Origin of the sequence: Streptomyces stoeckheimensis, from assembly GCF_045822005.1 — a bacterium.
In the GTDB taxonomy this organism is placed as follows: domain Bacteria; phylum Actinomycetota; class Actinomycetes; order Streptomycetales; family Streptomycetaceae; genus Streptomyces; species Streptomyces stoeckheimensis.
Genome location: NZ_CP169550.1, coordinates 6301005 through 6326621, shown reverse-complemented (window position 1 = coordinate 6326621; position 25617 = coordinate 6301005). Strand labels below are relative to the sequence as shown.

The 25617-nt window shown below is 72.7% G+C and carries 21 protein-coding genes; 13 read left to right on the top strand and 8 right to left on the bottom strand.

All coding sequences use genetic code 11. The annotated features are described in order from the left end of the window. Positions 1–46: 46 nt before the first annotated feature. The gene (locus ACE1OC_RS28670; protein WP_407839434.1) at positions 47–1075 is read right to left on the bottom strand and encodes an endonuclease/exonuclease/phosphatase family protein; all 1029 of its coding nucleotides are present in this window, start codon (positions 1073–1075) and stop codon (positions 47–49) included. A gap of 285 nt (positions 1076–1360) precedes the next feature. On the opposite strand from ACE1OC_RS28670, the gene panB reads away from it, so the two are divergent. From panB to ACE1OC_RS28655, 3 genes are all read left to right on the top strand, one after another. Beyond that, positions 1361–2221 carry a 3-methyl-2-oxobutanoate hydroxymethyltransferase gene (panB, locus tag ACE1OC_RS28665; RefSeq protein WP_407839433.1) on the top strand — a complete coding sequence of 287 codons (861 nt, stop codon included), beginning with the start codon at positions 1361–1363 and terminating at the stop codon, positions 2219–2221. Between the two features lie 107 nt (positions 2222–2328). Further along, entirely contained in the window at positions 2329–3360 is a 1032-nt protein-coding gene (locus ACE1OC_RS28660) for an ATP-binding cassette domain-containing protein (RefSeq protein WP_407839432.1), read from the top strand. Beyond that, a complete protein-coding gene (locus ACE1OC_RS28655) occupies positions 3357–4208 on the top strand; it encodes an ABC transporter permease (RefSeq protein WP_351375809.1) in 852 nt (283 codons plus the stop codon). The genes ACE1OC_RS28660 and ACE1OC_RS28655 overlap by 4 nt, the downstream gene beginning before the upstream one ends. A 58-nt stretch (positions 4209–4266) precedes the next feature. On the opposite strand, the gene ACE1OC_RS28650 is transcribed toward ACE1OC_RS28655, so the two are convergent. Continuing rightward, entirely contained in the window at positions 4267–8142 is a 3876-nt protein-coding gene (locus ACE1OC_RS28650) for an AfsR/SARP family transcriptional regulator (protein ID WP_407839431.1), read from the bottom strand. 60 nt (positions 8143–8202) lie between these two features. Between ACE1OC_RS28650 and ACE1OC_RS28645 the strand changes: the two genes are divergently transcribed. Further along, positions 8203–9027 (top strand): site-2 protease family protein, encoded by an 825-nt coding sequence (locus ACE1OC_RS28645; RefSeq protein WP_407839430.1) that lies wholly within the window; start codon positions 8203–8205, stop codon positions 9025–9027. Here ACE1OC_RS28645 and ACE1OC_RS28640 read toward each other — a convergent pair. Next, positions 9024–9218: a hypothetical protein gene (locus ACE1OC_RS28640; RefSeq protein WP_407839429.1), complete on the bottom strand. Its 195-nt coding sequence runs from the start codon at positions 9216–9218 to the stop codon at positions 9024–9026. The genes ACE1OC_RS28645 and ACE1OC_RS28640 overlap by 4 nt on opposite strands. Positions 9219–9392: 174 nt before the next feature. Here ACE1OC_RS28640 and ACE1OC_RS28635 point away from each other — a divergent pair, with 174 nt between their 5' ends. Further along, complete coding sequence (locus ACE1OC_RS28635; RefSeq protein WP_407839428.1) at positions 9393–11501, top strand: TerD family protein; 2109 nt, start codon at positions 9393–9395, stop codon at positions 11499–11501. A 77-nt stretch (positions 11502–11578) separates the two neighbouring features. On the opposite strand, the gene npdG is transcribed toward ACE1OC_RS28635, so the two are convergent. Continuing rightward, positions 11579–12313 (bottom strand): NADPH-dependent F420 reductase, encoded by a 735-nt coding sequence (gene npdG, locus ACE1OC_RS28630; RefSeq protein WP_407839427.1) that lies wholly within the window; start codon positions 12311–12313, stop codon positions 11579–11581. Positions 12314–12476: 163 nt separating this feature from the next. Between npdG and ACE1OC_RS28625 the strand changes: the two genes are divergently transcribed. Beyond that, positions 12477–13082 (top strand): hypothetical protein, encoded by a 606-nt coding sequence (locus tag ACE1OC_RS28625; RefSeq protein ID WP_407839426.1) that lies wholly within the window; start codon positions 12477–12479, stop codon positions 13080–13082. A 9-nt stretch (positions 13083–13091) separates the two neighbouring features. On the opposite strand, the gene ACE1OC_RS28620 is transcribed toward ACE1OC_RS28625, so the two are convergent. Beyond that, positions 13092–13331, bottom strand: coding sequence for a hypothetical protein (locus ACE1OC_RS28620; protein WP_407839425.1), 240 nt, complete (start codon positions 13329–13331; stop codon positions 13092–13094). Positions 13332–13390: 59 nt separating this feature from the next. On the opposite strand from ACE1OC_RS28620, the gene map reads away from it, so the two are divergent. Further along, positions 13391–14248: a type I methionyl aminopeptidase gene (gene map, locus ACE1OC_RS28615; protein ID WP_250743671.1), complete on the top strand. Its 858-nt coding sequence runs from the start codon at positions 13391–13393 to the stop codon at positions 14246–14248. A 155-nt stretch (positions 14249–14403) separates the two neighbouring features. Next, positions 14404–15051, top strand: a complete 648-nt coding sequence (locus tag ACE1OC_RS28610) for a heme oxygenase (biliverdin-producing) (RefSeq protein ID WP_351375793.1) — start codon at positions 14404–14406, stop codon at positions 15049–15051. A gap of 158 nt (positions 15052–15209) precedes the next feature. Here ACE1OC_RS28610 and ACE1OC_RS28605 read toward each other — a convergent pair whose 3' ends face one another. After that, positions 15210–15878 carry a PhzF family phenazine biosynthesis protein gene (locus ACE1OC_RS28605; protein ID WP_407839424.1) on the bottom strand — a complete coding sequence of 223 codons (669 nt, stop codon included), beginning with the start codon at positions 15876–15878 and terminating at the stop codon, positions 15210–15212. Between the two features lie 303 nt (positions 15879–16181). Here ACE1OC_RS28605 and ACE1OC_RS28600 point away from each other — a divergent pair, with 303 nt between their 5' ends. Beyond that, positions 16182–17744 carry a hypothetical protein gene (locus ACE1OC_RS28600; protein WP_407839423.1) on the top strand — a complete coding sequence of 521 codons (1563 nt, stop codon included), beginning with the start codon at positions 16182–16184 and terminating at the stop codon, positions 17742–17744. A gap of 6 nt (positions 17745–17750) precedes the next feature. Here ACE1OC_RS28600 and ACE1OC_RS28595 read toward each other — a convergent pair whose 3' ends face one another. Both ACE1OC_RS28595 and ACE1OC_RS28590 read right to left on the bottom strand, forming a co-directional pair. After that, positions 17751–19250 carry an HtaA domain-containing protein gene (locus ACE1OC_RS28595; protein ID WP_407839422.1) on the bottom strand — a complete coding sequence of 500 codons (1500 nt, stop codon included), beginning with the start codon at positions 19248–19250 and terminating at the stop codon, positions 17751–17753. A gap of 249 nt (positions 19251–19499) precedes the next feature. After that, complete coding sequence (locus tag ACE1OC_RS28590; protein ID WP_407839421.1) at positions 19500–21038, bottom strand: HtaA domain-containing protein; 1539 nt, start codon at positions 21036–21038, stop codon at positions 19500–19502. A 184-nt stretch (positions 21039–21222) separates the two neighbouring features. Here ACE1OC_RS28590 and ACE1OC_RS28585 point away from each other — a divergent pair, with 184 nt between their 5' ends. The 4 genes from ACE1OC_RS28585 (at position 21223) to efeO (ending at position 25615) form a co-directional block, all read left to right on the top strand. Next, positions 21223–22215, top strand: coding sequence for a heme/hemin ABC transporter substrate-binding protein (locus tag ACE1OC_RS28585; RefSeq protein ID WP_407841707.1), 993 nt, complete (start codon positions 21223–21225; stop codon positions 22213–22215). A 1-nt stretch (position 22216) separates the two neighbouring features. Further along, positions 22217–23356, top strand: coding sequence for a FecCD family ABC transporter permease (locus ACE1OC_RS28580; protein ID WP_407839420.1), 1140 nt, complete (start codon positions 22217–22219; stop codon positions 23354–23356). Continuing rightward, entirely contained in the window at positions 23353–24276 is a 924-nt protein-coding gene (locus ACE1OC_RS28575) for a heme ABC transporter ATP-binding protein (protein ID WP_407839419.1), read from the top strand. The genes ACE1OC_RS28580 and ACE1OC_RS28575 overlap by 4 nt, the downstream gene beginning before the upstream one ends. 187 nt (positions 24277–24463) lie before the next feature. Next, on the top strand, positions 24464–25615 hold the full coding sequence (gene efeO, locus ACE1OC_RS28570; RefSeq protein ID WP_407839418.1) for an iron uptake system protein EfeO: 1152 nt from the start codon (positions 24464–24466) through the stop codon (positions 25613–25615). Positions 25616–25617 lie beyond the last annotated feature (2 nt).

The window sequence follows — 25617 nt, the reverse complement described above, 5'->3', positions numbered from 1 at the left end:
GGTTCCGGTCCACGGCGCCGGTCAGGGGAGTGTCGCAGCGGCGGTCCTACGGCTTGACGGTGACGCGGGCGGCGATCGGCAGGTGGTCGCTGCCCGTGCGGGGCAGGGTCCAGGAGGCCTCGGGGGTGACCCCGCGGACCAGGATCTGGTCGATGCGGGCCATCGGGAACTGCGCGGGCCAGCTGAAGCCGAAGCCGTCGCCGGACGCGCCCTGGGTGGAACGCAGCTGCGAGGTGACCTCGGACAGGGCCCGGTCGTTGACCGTTCCGTTGAGGTCGCCGAGCAGGATGACCCGGCGCAGCGGTTCGGCGGCGAGCGCGGCGCCGAGGGCGTCGGCGCTGTTGTCGCGCTGGTTGGCGGTGAAGCCGGCATTGAGCTTGACGCGGACCGAGGGGAGGTGGGCCACGAAGGCGGCGACCTCTCCGTAGGGGGTCTTGACCGTGGCGCGCATGGCCCGGGTCCAGCCCATCTTGATGTCGACGGGCTGGCTGGCCACCAGCGGGTACTTGCTCCAGAGCCCGACGGTGCCTTCGACCGAGTGGTACTTGTACGTCGCCGCGAGGGCCTTCTCGTAAACGGGGACGACGCTGCCCTTGAGCTCGGTCAGGGCCAGGACGTCGGCTCCGGCCTTGGCGACGGAGGCGGCGGTGCCGGCGGGGTCGGCATTGTCGGCGTCGACGTTGTGGGTGGCGACCGTGAGGTTGCCGCCGGCCCGCGCCTTGTCGGTGACCAGGCCCCCGAAGAGGTTCACCCAGACCGCGGCGGTCAGCAGTATCGCGATGAGCGCGGTCGCGGACTTGCGGAAGAGCGCGGCGGCGAACAGCACCGGGACGGCCAGGCCCAGCCAGGGCAGGAAGGTCTCGGTGAGGCTGCCGAGGTTGCCGATGTCGTTGGGCAGCTCAGCGTGCAAGATCATGACGAGCGAGATCAGCACGGCGAACGCGGCGAGCACGATCCCGCGGCGCCAGATGCCCGGATCGCGCCGCAGCTCGGCCAGCCGGCGCCGGAGACCCGCTCGGGAGGGCTCGGGCTCCGAGCCGTCGCTCCCCGTCTCCGTCATGTACGCCTGTGCCATGCCACTGCCCTCGCTGCCGTGCTCGCGCTCCGTCCCCGCCTCTTGACCCTAGGCGATATACGGAGGGTTCCGCGCCGATTGTGTCGGCCGTACGTCCGGGAGGACGAACGGTCAAGCGGCCGGAGTTCCGCTTGTCACCAAACGCGCACATTGGGCCGTGGTGCGCCCGTCGCGGGGAACCGTGTCCCGTGCCACTTCCCGCCCGGGCCCCGAGAGTGCCACCATGGTGATGAGTCCGGGGACGCCGTAAGGGCGCCTCGAGATGAACATCAAGGAGCAGTTGCAATGACGCATGCCGTTTCGCCTGCCCGCGAAGCCTCCTCCCCCACCCTGTACGGAGGCTCGGGCACCCGGCGCATCACCGTCCGCGACCTCACCCTCGCCAAGGAACGCGGCGAGAAGTGGCCCATGCTCACCGCCTACGACGCCATGACGGCGTCCGTGTTCGACGAGGCCGGCATCCCGGTCATCCTCGTCGGCGACTCCATGGGCAACTGTCACCTCGGCTACGACACCACCGTCCCGGTGACGATGGACCAGATGACCATGCTCTCGGCTGCCGTCGTACGGGGCACCAGGCGGGCCATGGTGATCGGCGACATGCCGTTCGGCTCCTACCAGGAAGGCGCCGTACAGGCGCTGCGCAGTGCCACCCGGCTCGTCAAGGAGGCCGGGGTCGGCGCGGTGAAGCTGGAGGGCGGCGAGCGTTCGCTGGCCCAGACCGAGCTGATCGTGCAGTCGGGCATCCCGGTCATGTCCCACCTGGGCCTGACCCCGCAGTCCGTGAACGCCATGGGCTACCGGGTACAGGGCCGCAGCGACGAGGCCGCCCACCAGCTGCTGCGCGACGCGAAGGCGGCGCAGGACGCGGGCGCCTTCGCGGTGGTGCTGGAGCTGGTCCCGGCCGAGCTGGCCGCCGAGGTGACCCGGTCCCTGCACATTCCGACGGTCGGCATCGGCGCGGGCGCGGAGTGCGACGCGCAGGTGCTGGTGTGGACGGACATGATGGGGCTGACCGGCGGCAAGATGCCGAAGTTCGTCAAGCAGTACGCGAACCTCCGCGCGACCATGGGCGACGCGGCGAAGGCCTTCGCCGAGGACGTGGTCGGCGGAACGTTCCCGCAGGAAGAGCACGCCTTCCACTAGTCGGACGACGCGCCGACAGCCGTCCGCGGGCGGCTGTCGGCGGTCTGTAAGTACGGTCTGCGGTCTGTAGGTGGCCTGTAGGCGGTTTGTCAGTGCCGTCTGGTCCCATGGTGGACATGACGCGAAACGACAAGAATCCCCTGAACGGCTCGAACGCCGTGGAGGTCCGGGGGCTGGTCAAGCACTACGGCGAGACCAAAGCCCTCGACGGTGTGGACCTCGATGTCCGCGAGGGAACCGTCCTCGGGGTCCTCGGCCCCAACGGTGCGGGCAAGACCACCCTGGTCCGCATCCTCTCCACCCTGATCACCCCCGACGCCGGCACCGCCCGGGTCGCCGGCTTCGACGTGGTCCGCCAGCCGCGGCAGCTGCGCCGGACCATAGGCCTGACCGGCCAGTACGCCTCGGTCGACGAGAAGCTCTCCGGCTGGGAGAACCTCTACATGATCGGCCGGCTGCTGGACCTGTCCCGCAAGGACTCCCGCAGCCGTGCGGACGAGCTGCTGGAGCGGTTCTCCCTCACGGACGCCGCCAAGAAGGCCGTGATGACCTACTCCGGCGGCATGCGGCGCCGGCTCGACCTGGCCGCCTCGATGATCGGCAGCCCGGCCGTGCTGTACCTGGACGAGCCGACCACCGGTCTGGACCCCCGCACCCGCAACGAGGTGTGGGACGAGGTGCAGCGGATGGTCGCCGAGGGGGCCACCGTCCTGCTCACCACCCAGTACATGGAGGAGGCCGAGCAGCTCGCCAGCGAGCTGACGGTCATCGACAAGGGCAAGGTCATCGCCAACGGCAAGGTCGACGAGCTGAAGGCCCGCGTCGGCGGCCGGACCCTGCGGATCCGCCCCACCGACCCGTCCGACCTGCCGGGCATGGCCCGCTCCCTGGCCGAGGCCGGTCTGGACGGGATCGCCGGCTCCCAGGCCGTCCCGGACGAGGGCGCCCTGCTGGTGCCGATCCTGGCCGACGAGCAACTGACCTCCGTGGTGGGCCTGCTGGCGGCCCGCGGGTACGGGATCTCCGACATCAGCACCTACCTGCCCAGCCTGGACGAGGTGTTCCTGTCCATCACCGGACAGAAGCCCACCGTCGAGGACTCCATCCCCAACCAGCAGACCGAGGAGGTCGCGGCATGAGCACCGTAACCACGACGAAGCCCAGCCCCACCGCGGCCGCCCCGGCCGGCGGGCCCGTCCTCGCGGACGAGGGCCGGATCGGCCTGCGGGGCAACCTGCGCCACATCGGCGCCCTGGCCCGGCGCAACGTCCTGCAGATCAAGCAGGACCCGGAGTCGATGTTCGACGTCCTGTTCATGCCGATCATCTTCACGCTGCTGTTCGTCTTCGTCTTCGGCGGCGCGATCTCCGGCAAGGGCAACCAGGACGAGTACGTCAACTACGTGGTCCCGGGCCTGATGGCGATGATGGGCATGAACATCGCCATGGGTGTGGGCACCGGAGTCAACGACGACTTCAAGAAGGGCGTGATGGACCGCTTCCGGTCCATGCCCATCGCCCGCTCCTCGGTGCTCATCGCCAAGATCGTGGTCGAGCTCGGCCGGATGATGGTCGCCATCGCGATCCTGCTCGGCATGGGCTTCCTGCTCGGCCTGTCCATCAAGGGCTCGATCCTGGACCTGTTCCTGTCCATCGGGCTGTCGGCGGTCTTCGGTTCCTCGCTGATGTGGATCTTCATCCTGCTGGGTCTCACCATGAAGACCCCCCAGGCGGTCCAGGGCATGGCCATGCTGGTCCTGATGCCGCTGCAGTTCGGCAGCTCGATCTTCGCCCCGCCGACGACGATGCCCGGCTGGCTGCAGAGCTTCACCGACGTCAACCCGCTGTCCAACCTGGCCGACGCGGCCCGCGCCCTGATCAACGGGACCCCGCTCGGCAACTCCGTGTGGATCACGCTGGCCTGGTCGGTCGGCATCACGCTGGTGACCATGCCGCTCGCCGTGCGCAAGTTCCGCCAGAAGACCTGATCCGCGGGCGGGTCCGCTCCGGATCGCGTCCCGGGCGGACCCGGACGAGGGAACCGGGTCAGATGAGGGCGGTGGCCTCCTCCAGGGTGAGGCCGCCGCCTTCGGCGTACGCCGCCTCGTACGCGGCGTCGCCGAGCGCCGCCCGGGCCAGGCGCTCGGCCAGTTCGGCGTCCGCCCGCTCGATGGCCACCTGGACGTGCTCGGGCGGAAGCAGCGCGCGGTAGGCGCCGAGCAGCCGCGCGGCGTCGTACTCCCGCTCCGGACCTCCGAGCCGGGCCAGGGAGCGGGCCCCGGTCACCAGGAACGCGGCCGGGAGGTGCGGGGCGACCATCAGGGCGAGCGGGTCCCGTACGGCCTCCATGGCCTGCCGGAGCACGGTGAGCGAGTTCTCGTACTTGCCCTCCTCGTTGTCCAGCCAGGCCATCGAGCCGAGCAGGAAGCCGTCGAAGATGGCGAACGCGCCGAAGGAGAACTCGTCGCGCAGGTACTGGAGCTGGACGCGGGCCTCGGGGATGCGGCCGGTGCGGCCGTAGACGGTGGCGAGGAACATCCGGGCGGCGGGCAGGGCCTCGTTGCCGAACTGGCGCATGGTGCCGGCGAGCAGGCCGGTGAGGAGTTCCTCGGCCTCCTCCAGGTGGCCGTCCTCGGCGAGGGTTCCGGCCATCCGCACCTGCAGCACCGTGACCTGGGCCTCGGCCCCGAGCCGCCGGGCGTATTCGATCGCGGCGCGGAAGTCCTGGGCGGCCAGGGCGTACTCGCCGCGCTTCTCATGGGTCTCGGCGCGGGCGGAGAGCGCTTCGGCGCAGCCCCAGTCGTCGCCGAGGGAGGCGTAGAGGGCGAGGCTCTCCTCGGCGTCCCGGGAGGCGTCGCCGGCCCAGTCCGCGCGATTGGCGAGGATGTTGGCGCGGAGCTGGAGGGCAGAGGCCAGCTCCCAGCGGTAGCCGAGGCGGCGGGCCGTCTCCACGGTCTCCTCGGCCACCCGGCGGAGCAGATCGGGGTCCCCCCAGATCATGACGGCGTAGATCCACAGGGCGGAGGGGGCACGGCAGATCTGCGGCAGCCCGGGACTGTAGGCGGCGATCATGCCGTCGATCTGGTCGCGGGCCTCGGGGCTGGACCAGGTGTCGCTGGTCTGGTCCCGGGAGGCCAGCACCATCATCCGGATGCCGCGCCAGGCCTCGGTGAGCAGTTCGCCCTCGTACGGCGGCGGCGTGTCGACGATCCGCTCGTAGACGGGCTCGGCGGGGACCACGGGCGCGGCGAAGGGGTCCGGGCCGAGGGCGGCGGCGGCACCGGCCCAGTGGCGGGTCTCGGCGCGCAGATCGTGCATGTGCCAGTACCAGACCAGGGAGTGCAGGAGGCACAGGACCTCGCCCACGTCCTTGGCGGCGACGGCCCGGCGCAGGGCGGTGCGCAGGTTCTCGTACTCGGTGGCGAGCCGGTCGGCTGCGGCGCGCTGGCCGTGGCCGCGCAGCAGCGGCTCGGTGGTGCGGGCGAGCTCCCGGTAGTGGGTGAGGTGGCGCCGCTCGGTCTCCGCGCGGTCCTCGCCGGCCTCCGCGAGGCGGTCGGCCGCGTACTCGCCGACGGTCTCCAGGAGGCGGTAGCGCATGCCTGCGGGGCCGTCGGGGGCGGCGACGACGAGGGACTTGTCCACGAGGGATCCGAGCAGGTCGGCGACGTCCGCGCCGTCGAGCCGGTCGAAGGACCCCCCGCCCGCGCAGACCGCCTCGGCGGCGTCGAGGTCGCAGCCGCCGGCGAAGACGGACAGCCGGCGCAGGACGGCCCGTTCGGGCTCGTCGAGCAGGTCCCAGGACCAGTCGACCACCGCGCGCAGGGTCTGCTGGCGGGGCAGATGGGTGCGGGCACCGCCGGTCAGGAGCCGGAACCGGTCGTCCAGCCGGTCGGCGATCTGGCGGGGGGTGAGCAGCCGCAGCCGGGCGGCGGCCAGCTCGATGGCGAGCGGCATCCCGTCGAGCCGGCGGCAGATCTCCACGGCCGCGGCCGGGTCCTCGTCCACGGTGAACCCGGCCCGGGCGGCGGCCCCGCGGTCGTCGAGCAGCCGCAGCGCGACGGGGTCGGGCAGCGGGTCCACCGGGCGCAGGGTCTCCCCCGGCACGCCGAGGGGTTCGCGGCTGGTGGCCAGGATCTGTACGCCGGGGCAGCGCGCGAGCACTTCCTCCGCGAGGCGGGCGGCGGCGGCGACGACGTGCTCGCAGTTGTCGAGGATCAGCAGCATCCGGCGCCGCGCGCAGTGCTCTGCGAGGCGGTCCAGGGGGTGGTCCCCGCGCTCGGTCAGCGCCCGCATCTCCTCGGCGGAACCGCCGCGCAGCTTGGTCTCCCGGGCCCCGAGCGCGGCGAGCACGGCCTCGGCGACGTCCTCCGGGTCGTCCACGGGAGCCAGCTCCACGAACCACACCCCGTCGGCCCAGGCGGGGGCGGGGGCGGGGGCGGGGGCGCCCGGGGCGCCGGTGTGCACGTCCCGCATGCCGCGGCCGGCCCGTGCGTGGGCCTCGGCGGCCTCCTGCGACAGCCGGGTCTTGCCGGCGCCGCCGGGTCCGAGCAGGGTGACGAGCCGGGCCCGGGCGAGGTCGTCGCCGATGACCCGGATGTCCTCCTCCCGCCCGACGAAGGTGGTCAGCCGCATCCGCAGATTGCCCGCACCCGGCCCGTCGGGCACCGTCCCGGCCCCGGCGGCCGTCCGGGCCCCGGACGGCACGGAGGCGGACCGCTGCGGCTCGGCCGGAGAGGCGGAACCACCCGGCATCCCGGCGGGCACACCGGGACCGGCCGGGGCGGCGGTGGGACCTTGCGGGGGCGCGACGGGGACGGGTGCGGCCCCGGCGGGGACTGGCGTGGTCCCGGCGGGGACCGGCGTGGTCCCGGCGGGGACCGGCGTGGCCCCGGCAGAGACCGGCGTGGCTCCGGCCGGGAGCGGTGCAGTCCCGGCAGAGACCGGCGTGGCTCCGGCCGGGAGCGGTGCAGTCCCGGCAGAGACCGGCGTGGCCCCGGCCGGGAGCGGTGCAGTCCCGGCCGGCGCGGCGGGGTCGGCCGGGGTCGCTCGGTCTGTCGGTGTCTCGGCGGGGTGGCCGGGTCCGGCCCGTCCGGGGCGGGTGGGTTGCCGGTCGGTCCCGGCGAGGGGCTGCGGCTGCCCGGTCGCGGTGGTCGGACCGGACCGGGCCGGACCGCTCGGCGCCAGCCCGGATCCGGCCGTCGGGGCGGGGCGCGGGGTGGGGGTCAGCAGGGCCGTGTGGAGGGTGCGGAGAGCGGGGCCCGGGGTGGTGCCCAGGCGGGTGGCCAGCTCCCGGCGGACCTCGTCGTAAGCGGCCAGCGCCTCCGCCGGGCGGCCCGCGTCGCGCAGCGCCCGGATGCGGAGGGCCTGCAGGGGTTCGTCCAGCGGCAGCCCCGCGCACAGCGCGGTCAGCTCCGGCAGGACCCGCTCCGCCTCCCCCAGCGCCAGCGCCGCGTCCAGGCGGCCCCGGCGCGCGTCCAGCCGTAGCGCCTCCCAGCGGGCGGCCTCCGGCCCGCTGCCCGGCAGGGAGCTCAGCGGCTCACCCCGCCACAGCGCCAGGGCCTCGTCGTACAGGGCGGCCGCCTCCGCCGGGGAGGCCTGCGCCGCCGCCCGGGTCAGCCGCTCGAAGCGGTACAGGTCGATGTCGTCCCGGTCGGCGACGAGCCAGTAGCCGCCCTCCCCGGACCCCACCGCCTCGCGCCCCAGCACCCTCCGCAGCCGCCCCACGAGTGCCTGGAGCGCCGCGAGGCCGTCCGCCGGCGGGTCGCCGTCCCAGACCTCCTCGATCAGCGAGGCCGCCGGTACGGCCCGCCCCGGCCGCAGGGCGAGCGCGGTCAGGAGCGCGCGCAGCCGCGCACCGCCGACGGGTGCGGTGCTCCCGTCGTCGCGGATGGCCTGGGTGGTGCCGAGCATCGCGTAACGCACCGGCCCATTGTCTCCGGCCCGGGGCCCCATCGGGCGCCGCCTCCGGGATAGGTTCGCCGCATGGGTTTCCAGGGCAGTCAGAACCGTAGCCACCCCCGCAGTCACGACCGCGGCGACCGGCGGATCAGTCCGGTGTTCATCGGCATCTTCGCCGTCATGGCGGTCACGGGGTGGGCGGTGTGGACGGGGTACTCGACCAGCACCGGGCTGGCCGTCTTCCTCTTCGTCACGGCGGCCTGGATCGTCTCCCTGTGCCTGCACGAGTACGCGCACGCCCGCACCGCCCTGCACAGCGGCGACCTCAGCGTCGACGCGAAGGGCTACCTGACGCTGAATCCCCTCAAGTACACGCACGCGCTGCTCAGCATCATCCTGCCCGTCCTCTTCGTGATCATGGGCGGTCTGGGTCTCCCCGGCGGCGCGGTGTACATCGAGCGCGACCGGATCGAGGGCCGGTGGCGGCACAGCCTCATCTCGGCGGCCGGCCCGCTGACGAACGTCGCGTTCGCGGCCGTCTGCACGGCCCCGTTCTGGATGAACGCCCTGGACGGGGTCCCGATCCCGTTCCGCTTCGCGCTCGGCTTCCTGGCGCTGCTCCAGGTGTCGGCGGCGATCCTGAACTTCCTGCCGGTCCCGGGCCTGGACGGCTACGGCATCATCGAGCCCTGGCTCTCCCACCGGATCCGCCGCGAGGTGGCCCCGCTGGCGCCGTTCGGCCTGCTGGCCGTGTTCGCGCTGCTGTGGATCCCGGAGATCAACGCGTACTTCTTCGACGCGGTGTACGGCGTGCTGTCCGCCCTGGGCGTGAGCGAGCTGGAGGCGTATTGCGGCCGCGACCTCTACCAGTTCTGGCAGGACACCAACGGCTTCTGCCAGGCGTCCTAGCCCGCGGTGCGGGCCGCTGCCGCGGCCTTCTCGATCTTCGCCTTGCGCACGTAGAACCACGCCATGTTCGAGGTGACGCCCGCCATCAGCACCCAGGCGATCCCGAGCAGGCTGCCCTCGACGAAGGAGACCACGGCGGCGGCCACGGCGAGGACGCAGAGAACGACGGCGAACACGGCAAGGCGGGGCATGGTGGGGGCTCCTCGAAGACACTGAAGCGGTTCAAGCTCCTCCAGTGTCCCCCATGCCCCGGCGTGCTCCCGTCCGGCTGATTTCCCCCATCCCGTGATCTTTTCCTCCTCCCGCCGCTACGGTTCGCCGAAGACGCACCGCGCACGGGGGTGCGGAAGGACCGGGGGGAAGACATGCAGGAGATCCCGAAGGGCGCGAACGTCAGCCTGACCGCCCTCAGCGAGGACGCCGGGGCGGTCGTCGTGAGCCTGGGCTGGAGCAGCGCTTCGGGGGCCGGCGACGCCGACGTCTCGGTGCTGCTGCTGGACGAGAACGGCAAGGTCCGCGACGAGAACGACTTCTACTTCTACAACAACCCGGCGGCCGCGGACGGAAGCGTGCAGCTGCTGGGCAAGGTGCCGGCCGACAACGGCGACGAGGACCGCATCAGCCTGGACCTGACGGCGGTCCCGGAAGGGGTCGCGCGGATCGTCGTGGCGGCCAGCCGGTACGCCGGCGCGCGCTTCGGGGACCTCGACGACCTGCGGATGACGGTCGCCGACCGCTCCGGGGAACCGCTGGTCGGCTACTCCATCGACGACGCGGGCGTGGAGACCGCCTTCATCTTCGGCGAGCTGTACCGGCGGGGCGAGGAGTGGAAGTTCCGCGCGGTCGGCCAGGGGTACGAGACCGGCCTCGCGGGACTGGCCACGGACTTCGGCATCCCTGTGCTGGAGGACTCCGAGGGCGCCGAGGAACCGGAGGGGGCGGAGGAAGCGGAGCTCGCGGGTGAGGGGCGGCCGGCGGAGGCCACCGCCCCGGCGGAACCCGCGCAGGACCCAGGAACGGCCGTCGCCGCGGCGGACGCCCCGGCCGCCGTGCCCGTCGCCGAACCTCTCGCCGGGGCCGCCGCCGAGGCCGCAGCCCCCGGCGCCGTACCGGCGCAGACCCGCGGCCGCAGTCCCCGTACGACCAGGAAGAAGGTCACCCTGCCCAAGGTGGCCAAGAAGTCCCTCGCCGAGAACGAGTCCTGGAGCCAGGCCCGCCTGTTCCCCGTCCCCTCCCTCAAGAGCGACCGGGAGCGGGAGGTGCGCGCCACCTCGGTCCTGCTGTCGGTCATGGCGCAGGTGCCGGAGTTCGGCCGCCGCCTCACCGCCGGGTTCGGCGCGCCCGCCGGCCGGATGCAGACCTTCACGGAGGTCTCCCTCCCCCACGGGGACGCCCCGCGGCGCCCGGACGGGGTGATCCGGGTGGAGCGCGCGGGCAAGCTGTGGACGGCGCTCGTGGAGACGAAGACGAACGGCAACCCGCTCAAGGCGGAGCAGGTCCAGGCGTACATGGACATCGCCGCGCGCCGCGGCTACGAGGCCGTGATCACCCTCTCCAACGACGTGGCCCTGGAGGGCCGTCCCATGGTGGAGGTGAAGGTCGACGGCCGGCGCAAGCACAAGGTCAGCCTCTGGCACCTGTCCTGGGCCGAGGTCGCCCACCAGGCGCAGATGCTGATCCGCCACGAGGGCGTGGGCAACGCCGCGCACGCCTGGCTCCTGCAGGAACTGCTGGAGTACCTGCGGCACGAGCAGTCCGGCTGCCACGGCTTCCAGAACATGGGCGCCGCCTGGGTGCCCGTACGCAAGGGCATCGAGGACGAGACCCTCGGCCTCGGGGACGCCCGGACCGTGGAGGTCGTGGAGAGCTGGGAGCGGCTGATCCGGCAGGTCTGCCTGCGGCTCGGCGGGGAGCTCGGGCAGAAGGCGCTGCCGGTGCAGCGGGCCCGGCGGGGCAGTGATCCGCAGGCCCGGCGGGTCGCGGCGGCGGACCGGCTGTGCGCGGACGGAAAGCTCTCCGCGGAGCTGCGCGTCGACGGGACCAGCAGTGTCATCGCGGTGAGCGCCGACCTCAGGACCTCCAAGGTGCGGACGTCCGTGGAGGTGCCGGCCCCGGAGGGCGCGTACCCACTGGTGATGGTGAAGCGGCTGCTGAAGCTGCTCGACGGGGCTCCGGCGGACCTGCACGTGGAGAGCCTCTTGTCAGCAGCGCCGGGCACGGGGCCGGGCGCCGGGCCGGGGAGCGGGCCGCGCGGGACGCTGGAGCGGCTGCGGCCCGAGCCGGGCGATCTGCTGCCCGCGGACGGCTCGGCCGTCGTCGGGTTCCGGCTGTCGCTGCTCAAGGGGATGGGGAGCACGCGGGGGAACACGGAGTCCGGGTTCATCCGCAGCGTGGACGATGCCGTGGAGCGCTTCTACCAGGGTGTGGTGGCGCAGCTGGGCCCCGTCGAGGGGCGCGGCGGGCGGCGCGGCTGAGGGGGCCGGCCGGTCCGCCCGGTCCCGAGTGGGCCGGGCGGACGGGCGGGGCTGGTGGCCTTGGTGGGCCTGGCCGGTCAGACGTCCGTGATGCGCAGGCCCGCGTGGGCCTTGTAGCGGCGGTTGGTGGAGATGAGGTTGGCCACCAGGGATTCGACCTGGTGGGCGTTGCGCAGGCGGCCCGCGAAGACGCCGCGCATGCCCGGGATCCGGCCGGCGAGGGCCTGCACGATGTCGGTGTCGGCGCGGACCTCGCCGAGGACCATCACGTCGGTGTCGATCTCGTCGATCGACTCGTCCTGGAGGAGCACCGCCGAGAGGTGGTGGAAGGCCGCCGTGACGCGGGAGTCCGGCAGGAGGGCGGCGGCCTGCTGGGCCGCGCTGCCCTCTTCGACCTGGAGGGCGTACGCGCCCTGCTTGTCGAAGCCGAGCGGGTTGACGCAGTCGACCACGAGCTTGCCGGCGAGGTCCTCGCGCAGCGATTCCAGGGTCTTGGCGTGGCCCTCCCACGGCACCGCGATGATCACGATGTCGCTACGGCGCGCGCACTCGGCGTTGTCCGCGCCCTCCAGCCCGAGCAGGCCGCCGCCGAGCTCGTCGGCGGCGGTCCGCGCGCGGTCGGCGGCACGGGATCCGATGATCACCTTCTGGCCGGCGCGGGCGAGCCGGTAGGCCAGCCCCCGGCCCTGGTCGCCGGTGCCGCCGAGGACGCCTACGACGAGGCCGGAGACGTCGGGAAGGTCCCACGGGTCCTTGGCGGGGGCCTTCGCGGGGGCCTGCGCGGGCTGCTGCGTGCTGTCTGTGGAGGTCATGGGGGCGAGGGTAGCCGCGAGATCGTCAGAGGCGAATGCGCGGACGCTGTGAGATGCCCCAGTCGGCCGGAGATGCCGAAGCGGTCGCGGGGCGGGGCGCAGGTGGGGTGGGAGATGGGGGGAACGGCTCCCGTTTGTCCCTTCCATGCGGCAGGATGCCGATATGGACGCCGTGAGAGTCGCGCTGCTGCGCGAGGTGCTCGCCGGTACGGAGTGGCCCGGCGCCGCGCGCCGGTTCGCCGGGACGTTGCGGCGGTCGGTCGTGCCGGCCGGCGGGAACCTGCTGCTGGTCGGGACCGAGCAGTACGAGCCCTGGCACCTGGCGGCGCACCTGGTCGACGAGGCCGCCTGGTCGGGGCTGCCGGAGCTGGCGCCCACGCTCGTACGCCACCAGGTGCTGCCCGGTGACGCCCCGCACCTGTCGGTCGGCCTGAGCCGGCTGGAGGCGGCCCGGCGCGGTCACACCCTGCTGGTGGTGGCTCCGGAGCAGCCCGGGGACGGGCTGCTGGAGCGGGTGCACGGCGCCCGGCGCGCGGGGGCGACCGTACTGTCCCTGGACGGCGGGGACCCGGATCTCGGGACGCTCGCGCACGAGGTGCTGTCCGTACCGGACGGGACCGCCGAGCTGGACCTGGACACCGTGCAGCACCTGGTCAGCGCGGCGGCCGGGGAGAACAGCCTGCCGGTGCAGCGCGGGCCGAAGCGGTTCCGGGACCGGCTGGCGCGGCTGGCCGACCAGCTGGCCGCGCCGCCGCCCAGCCGCTGGTAGCTCTGGTGGCTAGGGGGTGCCGGTTCCCTCTTCGGTTTCGCGCGTCTTGTCGTTCCATTTGGGGTCGTTCTGCCATTCGAGATTGCGCTCCTGCGCCGTCTCCATGGCGTGGTTCGCCTCTTCGGGTGTCGCGTAGGGGCCGAAACGGTCCTTCGCCGGGCACTCGGGGCCTTCCTCGACCTTCTTGTGGACCAGGCAGTAGTACCACTCGCCCGCTTTGCCCACCTGGCGCTTCTTGAACAGGGCCATCGTCAGGCTCCTCTCTCTGTCGCCATGCTGCCCCATACCCGCTCGATACACTCGCTCGTATGTCTGGCCAGTCGCTGCTCGTACCAGGCGAGCTCACTCCCGTCCGTTCCGTTCCCGGAAACATCCGCCGGCCCGAGTACGTGGGCAAGCCCGCGCCCACTCCGTACACCGGACCGGAGGTGCAGACGCCCGAGACCATCGAGGCCATGCGCATCGCCGGCCGGATCGCCGCCCAGGCGATGGAAGAGGCCGCCAAGCTGATCGCGCCGGGGGTGACCACCGACGAGCTGGACCGGGTCGCCCACGAGTTCATGTGCGATCACGGCGCCTACCCCTCGACGCTGGGCTACCGCGGTTTCCCCAAGTCCCTGTGTTCCTCGCTCAACGAGGTCATCTGCCACGGGATCCCCGACTCGACCGTCCTGCGGGACGGCGACATCGTCAACCTCGACGTGACCGCGTACATCGGCGGGGTGCACGGCGACAACAACGCCACGTACCTGTGCGGGGACGTGGACGAGGAGTCGCGGCTGCTCGTGGAGCGCACCCGCGAGGCCCTGAACCGGGCCATCAAGGCCGTCAGGCCGGGCCGGCAGATCAACATCATCGGCCGGGTCATCGAGTCGTACGCGAAGCGCTTCGGCTACGGCGTCGTCCGCGACTTCACCGGTCACGGGATCAACTCGTCCTTCCATTCCGGCCTGATCGTCCCGCACTACGACAGCCCGCACGCCACCACCGTCATCGAGCCCGGGATGACCTTCACCATCGAGCCGATGCTGACCCTGGGCACCCACGAGTACGACATGTGGGAGGACGGCTGGACGGTGGTCACGAAGGACCGGAAGCGGACCGCGCAGTTCGAGCACACACTGGTGGTCACGGACACCGGGGCGGAGATCCTGACGCTGCCCTGACCCGGCACCGGTCCGAGGAAATCGGCTCGCGGAGGTTTTTACCGACAAGGCGTCGGGAACACATTGACTTAGGTAAGCCTAAGTAGGAAGATCGGGTGTGGCGGCGCGGCCGCCACGCCCGGCACCCCTTTCTTCCGATTTCTCGGAGGTCCGCCTTGGACGCCTTCTCCACCGTCATCCGTGTCGCCTCGCACGAGCAGCACACCGAGGCAGAGACCTCGACGTTCATGAGCGACCTGCTCGGCGGCCGGCTCGGGGTGGACGCGTACACGCGTTACACCGAGCAGCTGTGGTTCGTGTACAAGGCCTTGGAGGACGCCGCGGAGGCCCTCAAGGACGACGCCGTGGCCGGGCCGTTCATACAGCCCGAGCTGATGCGCCTCGCCGAGATCGAGCGGGACCTGGCCCACCTGCGGGGTCCCGCATGGCGCGAGACCCTGGTCGCGCTGCCCGCCACCGAGGCCTACGCGGCCCGCGTGGCCGAGTGCGCCGCCTCCTGGCCGGGCGGGTACGTGGCCCACCACTACACCCGCTACCTGGGCGACCTCTCCGGCGGCCAGATCATCCGCGACAAGGCGGAGCGGACCTGGGGCTTCGAGCGCAAGGGCGACGGCGTGCGCTTCTACGTCTTCGCGGACATCTCCAACCCGGCCGCCTTCAAGCGGACCTACCGCGAGCTGCTGGACACGATCGCCGCGGACGATCTGGAGAAGCAGCGCATCATCGACGAGTGCAAGCGCGCCTTCGACTACAACGGCGCGGTCTTCCGCGAGCTGGGCGAGCAGTTCCCGCTGAGCGCGTGACGCCTGCGGCGGGCTGAACGGGGAAGGGGGGTGGGCCCGACGGGCCCACCCCCCCTTCCGGGCTTCGCCCCCCGGGGCGCGGCGGCCTGCGGCGCGGCCCGCACCGCGGCCTGGGGTGCAGCCCCCAGAGCCTGGGGCTGCACCCCGAAACCCGCGCCTCACACCCCGGCGAGGCTGGATTTCGCGAAGCGGACGCGGCCGCCGATTTCCACGGTGCCGTCCGGGCCCGGGGCCGTGAGGATCTGGGAGCCCGCGCCCTGGGTGATGTTCAGGGCGCGGTTCAGTTCGGCCGTCAGCAGGATCGCCGCCGAGCCGGTGGCCTCGTCCTCGACGATCACCCCGTCGGGGCGGCGCGGGAAACCGCGGGCCCGGATCCGGCCCGCGGCCTCGTCCTCCCACGCCCAGGCGTACAGCCAGCCCTCGCCCGGGGGCGGGCCGGGCAGCGCATCGACCGCGGCGGCGTCGGCGTACTGCTCGGTGCGCTTGCCCTCGACCCACTCGGGGCGGGCGGTGATCCAGGTGAACTCCCCGTCGTCGCGCGCCCATACGGCGCCCGCCGGGGGCTGGAGCTCCTCGATGTCGAGCAGCCACGCGACTCCGACCAACGGGTGCCCGGCGAAGGACATCCGGGTGCCGGGGGTGCGGATGTCGACGATCCCGCGCTCGGGATCGTCGACGAACACCGTCTCGCTGTAGCCGAGTTCGGCGGCCAGCGCCTGCCGGGAGGCGTCGTCGGGGCAGGACCGGCCGTCGCGTACGACGCCGAGCGTGTTGCCGTGGCTGCCGTCACCCGCGCAGAAGACCCTCAGGACGTCGAGATCGTTCACGCCGGAATTGAAGCACGGGTGGCCAACTTTTGATGCGGTTGTTGGTCATGGTTGATCATCGGCGGACTCGTGCGGGTGAACGCGGGGTGCTATCGGTACGTGGTCCTGGTCGGGACGCCAGTGTGAGTGGGGAACGTTAGTGCCGCTGGGTGGATCGGGAGGGGGTGGCTGGTGGCGCGGGGTAGGGGTCGGCGCAAGCGTGCACTGCGAATGCTGGCCGCTACGTTCACTGTGTCGGCTCCCGCGGGTGCGCGTATCCGGGATCGTCTGCGCCTGTCTGCCCGTGATGTTGAGATTGTGCGGATGGTCGGTGAGCATCTTGGCCGGTGGGCCCGTGCTGATCTGGCCGAGCGGGTGCGTACCGGCAGGGTTCCGGTGAAGGAGAACCGGCGGGCAGAACGTAAACGCGCGCTGACGGCAGTCTCATCGTCCCGGTGGGCGGGAGCGATGACTCGCGTGTCAGAGGACCAGTACCAGTTGTCTCTGCGGTGCCTGTTCGACGAGTGGACCTCGCTGCGCCGGACCATCGCAAAGATCGGCAAGCGCCTGGCGGTGCCGTGCGGTCAGCAGGTGGATGGTGTCCGGGGTTATCCGAGCCAGGCCGAGCGGACACAGAAGCAGTGCCGGTTGCAGGTCCTCACCGCACGCCTCGCCGAGGTGGAGCGGCGGATCGAGGCCGGGCACCCAACCGTAGTGGTCGGCGGCCGCTGGCTCGCAAAGGTTAGGCACAACCTCGCCGAAGCCGGTCTCACCGAATCCCGCTGGCGGGAGCGGTGGGATGCGGAACGCATGTTCCTGACCGCTGACGGGGAGTCGGGGGCGCCGTACGGGAACTACACGATCACGGTTGACCCGGCTGACGGTACGATCACTCTCGTCCTGCCCGAACCCCTCCGGCACCTCGCCAACGCACCGCGGGGCCGCTACCGGCTCGCCTGCACCGTCACCTTCAACCACCGCCAAGGCGAATGGCTGGACCGGACTACCGCCAACCGCTCGGTGCGATACGACATCGTGTGCGACCCCGAACGCGGCCGCTGGTACCTCGACGCCTCCTGGTCCACCCCGGCGACAGCCCTCCCCACGCCCGCCGAGCTGGCCGCAACCAGCGTCCGGCTCCTCGCGGTCGACCTCAACGCCGGACACCTCGCCGCCTGCATCATCGACACCCACGGCAATCCCGTCGGCGAACCCTTTACTGTGCCCACCGACCTGACCGGCCCCACATCCCAGCGCGACGGACGCCTGCGCGCCGCGATCAGCGAACTCATCCGCCTCGCACACCAGCACGGCTGCGCCGGTCTGGCGATCGAGAATCTCGGCTTCACCGACGCCCGGGCCACCGGCCGCGAGACCATGGGCCGCGGCAAACGCGGTAAGACGTTCCGCCGCACCGTCGCAGGCTTGCCGACCGGACGATTCCGCGACCGACTGTCCGGCATGGCCCACCACGCCGGACTCGTCGTCATCGCCGTCGACCCCGCCTACACCAGCCGCTGGGGAGCCCAGCACTGGAAGCAGCCGCTCCAGCAGCAATCCAAGACCACCGTCGTCACCGGCCACCACGCGGCGGCCGTGGCGATCGGCAGACGCGCCCTCGGACACGGGACACGGCGTCGGCCAGGTGTGACCGCACACGACCAGAGGATCGTCGCGCGGAGAGCTACCGGCCAGACCGTCACCGCACCGAGGGCACGCGGGACCGCGAGCCCGCCAAGGACCACAGGCACACCCAACGAAGGTGGCAAGACCTGCCGGGACCGAAGCGACCAGCTCACGCTGTTCCCCGTCTCCCAAGACCGTTCGGGGAGACAACCGGCTAGCCCGGCTTACAGCGATCCGGCCATTAGCGGCCAACATCGCTAGGAACGGTCAGTTCTGGGCCGTGCGGCGCCTGCGTGCGACGTAGACCGCACCCGCGCCCGCGGCGACGATGAGCGCGGAGGAGCCGAGCAGCGTGCCGGCCGGGATCTCGGCGCCGGTGGCGGCGAGGCCGCCTCCGACGGTGCCGCCGCCTCCGGTGGTGCCGGTGCCTCCGGTGGTGCCGGTGCCGCCCGTGCTGCCGCCCGTGCCGGCCGGGCTCGTGGGCAGGACGGCGCCCTTGGTCACGGAGACGGTCAGGTTGACGTCGTCCGCCCGGGTGCCCGGCGGGTACATGGAGCCGGTGGTGTCGTTGGCGAAGGCGGCTGCGCCCTCCGCGGTGAGCGCGGTGCGCACGGCGTTCAGGGTGAGGACGCCGCTCTTGGTCTTGTACGCGGCCTTCGAGAGGTCGAGCGTGGCGAAGGGGATGTTCGCCTTGACCCCGGCGGCCGTCTTCACGTCCAGGATCAGCGTGCCCTTGGCGCCCTCCGCGTTGACGCGGATGTTGCCGAAGGTCATGTCGATGCCGTGGGCCGCGTACTGGAAGCGGAGGTTGCCGGCGAAGGTGGCGTTCAGCTTCCGCGCCTTGGTGTCGAGGGTGCCCTTGCCTCCGGCGAAGGCGAAGCTGTCGCCGTTCGCGACCGCGCCGTCGGTGGGGGTGACGGTGCCGCCCGCGCGCTGCACGTACTGGCGGAAGGACTCCTTGACGCCCCAGGCCAGCTTGCCGTCGAGGATCTGCTGCGGGCCGCCGGTCGCCGGGGAGCTGGTGGAGGCGGAGGGGGTGGCCGGCTTCGACGGGGAGGGCGACGCCGAGGCCGAGGCCGACGGGGAGGCCGACGGGGAGGGGCTCTGCGAGGGGGACGGGGAGGTCGAGGCCGAGGCGGACGGGGAGGGGCCGTGGGAGGGCGGCGGCGGGAACTCCAGTACGGCCGTCAGCGGGTCGCCCGCCTTGTCCTTGTAGCCGTCCGAACCGAGGAGCTTGGCGGCATCGGCGGTCAGGGTGGTGGCCAGGCCGGACATCGACGGCCCGGTGAAGGCGACCTTCGCGAAGCCGACGTCCTTCGTGAGCGCGCCGTCCCGGGTGACGTCGACGATCAGCAGCTTCTTGCCGGTGTCGATGCGGAGGTTCGCGAGCTTCACCTCGAAGTGGTGCGCGGCCGACGTGAAGGTGACGCTGCCCTTGAAGCCGGCGGTCACGAGGTGGGTCGCCGGGTCGTACTGGCCGGTGGCCGAGACGAAGGTGAAGCCCTTGGCCGTCTTCTTCGCACCGTCCGCGACGGTGATCCGGCCCTGGGCGATGGTCGTGACGTAGGTGCGGTAGCTCTCCAGGACGCCCCAGTCGAGGGTGCCGCCGAGGACCGGGATCGTCGCGGGGGCGCCCTGCGCCGCGGCGGCGGGGGCGGCGGGGGCGCTGCCCGCCGCGGTGGCGGGCAGGACCAGCGCGGTGGCGCCGATCGCCACGGCGGTGGCCACGGCGACCGCGAGGGCGAGGGGACGGCGGGTCGGTGACATGGCGGGTCTCCTGTAACGGGGGTGGAGGGGGCGGAAGGCGTGTGGTGCGGGGCCTGCGGGGGCAGGGCGAAGCCGAGCCCCGGCGGTGCGGGGCCCTGCGGGGCTTGTACGGGTGTACGGGGCGTGCGGGCCGGGCGGTTCGGGCGAGCCCGGGCCCGCACTGCGGAGGTGTCGCGGGGGCCCGGCGGATGCGGGCCGTAGGGGGCCCTGTGCAAGGGCCGGGCGGGCGGGAGGGGTTCGGGGCGCGGATCAGCCGCGCGGGGCGGCCCCGTCGCCCCCGGAGGGACCCGGGGAGTCGGAGGAGTCGGCCGTCCCGGCTGCCGGGGCGGCCGGGGCTTCAGCACCCGCGGCCGGGGCCGGAGTCTCGGCACTCGCGTTCGGGGCCGGAGTCGGCGTGGGGGCCGTGTGCGGGGCTTGGTTCTTGCGGTTGCGGAGGGTCAGGAAGGTTGCTCCGCCTGCGAGGACGAGGACGGCTATCGCCAGGGCGGCGTACAGGCCGGTGTTCGAGGAGGACGGCGCGGCCGGCTGTGCGGCGGTGGGCGGGGACGGGGCCGACGGGGTGGCCGTGGAGCCGAGGTTCGGGAGGGCCGGGAGCTTCGCGGTTCCGTCGAGGGCGACCGCGAGGGAGACGGGGTCCATCTCGGTGCCGGCCTTGTACATCGAGTTGAAGGCCTGGGCTCCGCCCTCGGTCAGGGTGGCCGGGGCTTCGGCGAGGGTGGCGAGGCCGCCTTCGGCCGTGAGGCCCTTGGCGTCGAACTCGACCAGCGGGACGGCGGGCTTGGTGTCCGTGCCGGTGGTGACGTCCGCGGACAGCACGCCCTTGCCGTTCTCCACCTTGGCCGTGATCTTCGCGAGCTTCAGGTCGAGGTGGGCCCCGGTGAAGTGCACGGAGCCGGCGAAGGCGGCGTCGAGGGTGCCCTTCGCGCCGTCGTAGGCGCCCTTGCCCTGCGGGAAGCGGAACAGCGCTCCGCCGTCCTGGGCGCCGTCGGCGAGCTTCCACGCGCCCTGGCCGATGGAGCCGGTGACGTACTCGCGGAAGGTGCGCCGCACCCCCCAGTCCACGGCCGCGTCGGTGAACTGCCCGGCGGCCTGCGGGGACGGGGAGCCGGCCGGAGTGCTGGGCGAGGCCGCCGGCGAGGCGGGCTGTTCGACCGCCGCCGCCTTGACGTCCACGGAGAGCGAGACCGGGTCGAGCTGCGCGCCGGCCGCGTAGTAGCCGGCGAAGGCCTTGGCCCCCTGGTCGGTGAGGGTGGCCGGGACGTTGGCGAGGGCGACGGGGCTGGTGCCGCCCTTCATGTTCACCCCGCCCAGGTTCAGCTTGGCGAAGGGCACTTGGGAGGCGGTGGTGACCGCTCCGCCCTCCTTGGCCTTGCTGGAGACGTCCACGTAGAGCGTGCCGCTGCCGCCGCCGATCTTGACGGTGGGGCGACTGACGCTCATGTCCAGTTCGTACGTGCCGTCCGCCTTCTGGTGGCCCTGGAAGGTGACGCCGCCGCTGAAGGAGGCCTCCAGGGAGCCGCCGTCCGGGTCGTAGGAGCCGCTGGCGGAGTGGAAGCGGAACAGGCTGCCGCCGGCCGTGGCGGCTCCGTTCTTCAGCTTGAACCCGCCTTTTGCGACCGGCCCGGTGACATAACTCTGGAAGGAGGATTTGATGCCCCAGTCGAGTCGCCCGCCCTCCACGGTGCGGCCCGCGGCCTGGGCGGCGGGCGCCGGGAGCAGGACGGCTCCCAGGGCCGCCAGGGTCGCCAGCACGGCGACGGCGGACGCGCGGACGGGGCTAGCGGACATGAATGTCCCCTCCAGGGTCTAGCGAGCAAGGTTAGGCTAACCTAAGCTACGTTCCGCCGGGTGTGAAACCCCCCTGGCACCCGGAACCTCGAACCGGGTCTCCACCCCCAGCGAACCGGGTCCACCACCCCAGTCGGACGATCAGGACGGTGCCTTCGTGCCTACGCCCGCCGCGTCAACCCGCATGTCCCGCTTCGCCGTCGCCCTGACCTCCGTGGTCCTGGCACTCGGCGTGAGCGCCTGCGGAGGCACGGCCGCCCCCTCCCCCGCCACCGGAGCCGGAGCCCCGGCCCTCCCCGACCGGGTGGAACCCCTCGCGCAGGCGCCCGTACCCGCGCTTCCGGCGACCGTGGCCTCGGCGGACGGCGTCCAAGTGACCGTCACCTCGGCGGACCGCGTGATCCCGCTGACGGGCGGCCTCAGCGAGATCGTGTACACCCTCGGACTGGGCCCCAAGGTCGTCGCCAAGGACATCACCGCCACCTTCGAACAGGCGGCGGAGCTCCCGGTGGTGACGCGGGGCCACGAGGTCTCCGCCGAGAGCGTGCTGTCGCTGCGTCCGACCCTGGTGCTGGCCGAGACCACCTCCGGCCCCGCCGAAGCGCTCGCCCAGATCCGCGACGCGGGCATCCCGCTGCTGGTGGTGGCCCCGGCCAAGTCCCTGGACGACGTGGCGAAGCGGACCGACGCGGTCGCCGCCGCGCTCGGCGTCAAGGAGGCCGGTGCGCAGCTCAACCAGCGCACCGCCGACCGCATCGCCGCCGCCCGCAAGACCCTGCCCGCCTCGGGCAAGAAGCCCCGCGTGGCCTTCCTCTACCTGCGCGGCACCGCCTCCGTGTACCTGATGGGCGGCTCCGACTCCGGCGCCGGTTCCCTGCTGGAGGCGGCCGGCGCGCTGGACACGGGCCCGGAGTCCGGGCTCGGCAAGGACTTCACCCCGATCACCAGCGAGGCCCTGGCGGCCGCCGCGCCCGACGCCATCCTCGTCATGTCCAAGGGCCTGGAGTCCGTCGGCGGCGTGGACGGGCTGGTCAAGATCCCGGGCGTGGCCCAGACCCCGGCGGGAATGGACCGTCGGGTGGTCACGGTCGACGACGGGGTCCTGCTCAACTACGGCCCGCGCACCGACCAGGTCCTGGCCTCCCTCATCACCCAGCTCTACGGCAAGGCCTCCTGACGTGCCCCTCTCCTACGAAGCCCCCGGGACGCCGCCCCGAGCGGACCCCCTTCCCGCTCCCGAGCGGGCGGCGCCCCGGGCCGCCCCCACCGCCGCCGGCGCACCGCCCCGGCGGCGGTGGGGTTCCGCCTGGCTCACCGGCGGACTGGTCGCCGTACTCGTGCTCCTCGTGCTGGTCTCCGCCGGAGTGGGCGCCTACGAGATCCCGCTCGGGGAGGTGGTCGGGTCGGTGCAGCACCGCCTCGGCCTCGGGGGCGCCGCCCTCGACCGGGTCGGGGAGAGCGTGCTGTGGAACGTACGGCTGCCGCGCGTGGTGCTCGCGCTGCTCGTCGGGGCCAGTCTCGGCTGCGCCGGGGCGCTGATGCAGGGTGTGTTCGGCAATCCCCTGGCCGAGCCCGGGGTCATCGGGATCTCGGCGGGCGCGGCCGTCGGCGCGGTCGCCGCGATCGGGCTGGGCCTGACCTTCTTCGGCAACTGGACCATCACCGCCTGCGCGTTCGTCGCGGGGCTGGTCACCGTCGGCGCCGTGTACCTGCTGTCCCGCAACGGCGGGAAGACCGAGGTCGTCACCCTCATCCTGACCGGCATCGCCGTCAACGCCTTCGCGGGCGCGCTGATCGGCCTGTTCGTCTTCTTCGCGGACAGCGGCCAGGTCAACCAGATCACCTTCTGGCAGCTCGGCTCCCTCGCCCAGGCCACCTGGCCCAAGGTGCTGGCCGTACTCCCCTGCGCGCTGGCCGGCCTGCTGGTCGCCCCCTTCTACGCGGGCAAGCTGGACCTGCTGTCCCTCGGCGAGCGTCCCGCCCGCCATCTCGGCGTCGACGTGGAGCGGTTGCGCCTCGCGCTGATCCTGGTCGTCGCGCTGCTCACCGCGGCGGCCGTCGCCGTGGCCGGGATCATCACCTTCGTCGGGCTGCTCGTGCCGCACCTGCTGCGCATGGCCAACGGTCCGGGCCACCGCTTCCTGGTGCCCGGCAGTGCGCTCGCCGGAGCCGTGGTGCTGGTCGCCGGGGACCTGGCCGCCCGGACCCTCGCCCAGCCCGCCGAGCTGCCGCTCGGAGTCCTGACCGCCCTGCTCGGCAGCCCGTTCTTCTTCTGGCTGCTGCGCCGCACCCGTCGCAAGCAAGGAGGCTGGGCATGAGCGTCCGGTTCCGTTACGGCCTCACCGCACTCCGCCTCGGCAGGAACAAGCGCACCGTTCCCGCCCGGCCGGCCCCCGGCGCGCCGCTCGCCGAGGTCACGGACCTGCACGTACGGCTCGGTGGGCGCGAGGTGCTCGCCGGGATCGGGCTGACCGTGCGGGCCGGGGAGGTGCTGGCCCTGGTCGGGCCGAACGGCGCGGGCAAGTCCACCCTGCTGGCGGCCCTGTCCGGGGACCTGCCGGCCGGCTCCGGGGAGGTGCGGATCGACGGGCGCCCTGTGGGCGGCTGGCCGGCTCCCGAGCTGGCCCTGCGCCGGGCGGTGCTCCCCCAATCGGCCGAACTGGCCTTCCCCTTCCCCGTGGAGGACGTCGTACGGATGGGCCGCGCCCCCTGGGCGGGCACCGGGACGGCCGACGGCGACGAGGAGACGGTGGCCGCCGCCATGGCCGCCACCGAGGTGACGGGCTTCGCGGCCCGCCCGTTCTCGGGGCTCTCCGGCGGCGAGCGGGCCCGGGTCGCGCTGGCCCGCGTACTGGCCCAGGGGGCCCCGCTGCTGCTGCTCGACGAACCGACGGCGGCCCTGGACCTGCGCCACCAGGAGCTGGTGCTGCGGATCTGCCGGGAACGGGCGGCTGCCGGGGACGGGGTCGTGGTGGTCCTGCACGACCTGGGCTTGGCGGCGGCGTACGCGGACCGGGTCGCCGTCCTGCACGACGGCCGGATCGCGGTGGACGGCCCGCCCGCGGAGGTGTTCGAGGACGGGCTGCTGAGCCGGGTCTACCGCCAGCCGGTGGAGGTGCTCCCGCACCCGCGCACCGGGGCACCGTTGGTGGTCCCCGTAAGGGACGGCGGGCCGGAGCAGCCCGGAGGGGAGCGTTTCGCAGTACGGAACGGCCAGCTGGGTTTGACCTCCGCTTGACCCGGCCATGGGGCTGGCGTGGGGCACCCGTGACGGCCCCGTGTCCGGTGTCCGAAGGTGTGGGCTGAATCACTGGACGTGCGGGTATGGGTCAGGTAAGCCTCGGTTAAGTTAGGTCCGCCTCACCGGCTGCCCCCACCCGATCGGGGCGGCCGTCTGCCGAACGCCAGACTGCCAGGAGCCCCCTATGCGCCCCGTCCGCCTCACCGTCGCCACCGCGGCCGCCGTCGTGGCCGCCCTCACCGCGGTCACCGGCTGCTCCGAGAAGAGCGACGCGTCCGGCGACGGCACCATCAAGGTGGCGGCCTCCGACTCCTCCTGCGAGGTCTCCGCGAAGGAGTTCCCCGCGGGCAAGGTCGCCTTCGAGGTCGAGAACAAGGGCTCCAAGGTCACCGAGCTCTACATCCTCTTCCCCGACGACCGCATCGTCGCCGAGCGCGAGAACATCGGCCCCGGCACCAAGGCCACCATCACCGCCGAGCTCAAGGCCGGCGACTACGAGATCGCCTGCAAGCCCGGCATGAAGGGCGACGGCATCCGCCAGAGCGTCAAGGCCACCGGCTCGGGCGCCGCCGTGAAGCGCAGCCCCGAGGCCGACGCCGCGGTCGCCGCGTACCGCAAGTACGTGCAGGAGCAGGCCGACGAGACCATCCCCAAGGCGCAGGTCTTCGCGGACGCGGTCAAGGCCGGCGACGTCGAGGCCGCGAAGAAGGCGTACGCCCCCTCGCGCATCGGCTGGGAGCGCACCGAGCCGGTCGCCGAGTCCTTCGGTGACATCGACCCGAAGGTCGACGTCCGCGAGGACGGCCTGGAGGCGGGCCAGGACCCGGAGAAGGACTGGACCGGCTGGCACAAGCTGGAGAAGTCCCTCTTCGAGGGCAACAAGATCGACGACAACGACAAGAAGCTCGCCGAGACCCTGATGGCCGACCTGGCCGTGTGGCGGAAGAAGGTCGGCGAGGCGGAGATCACCCCCACCTCGATGGCGAACGGCGCCAAGGAGCTCCTCGACGAAGTCGCCACCGGCAAGGTGACGGGCGAGGAAGAGCGCTACAGCCACACCGACCTGGTCGACTTCAAGGCCAACGTCGAGGGCGCGGAGAAGGCGTACGAGCTGCTCAAGCCGGTCACCTCGAAGACGGACCCGGCGCTCACCGCCGAGCTGGACAAGCAGTTCGCCGCGCTGAACAACCTGCTGGAGAAGTACCGCCCGAACAAGGCCGCGTACGAGTTCGTCTCGTACGACAAGGTCGGCGAGGCCGAGCGCAAGGAGCTCTCCGACGGCGTCAACGCGCTGGCCGAGCCGCTCTCGAAGCTCGCCGCCGCGGTCGCGAAGTAACT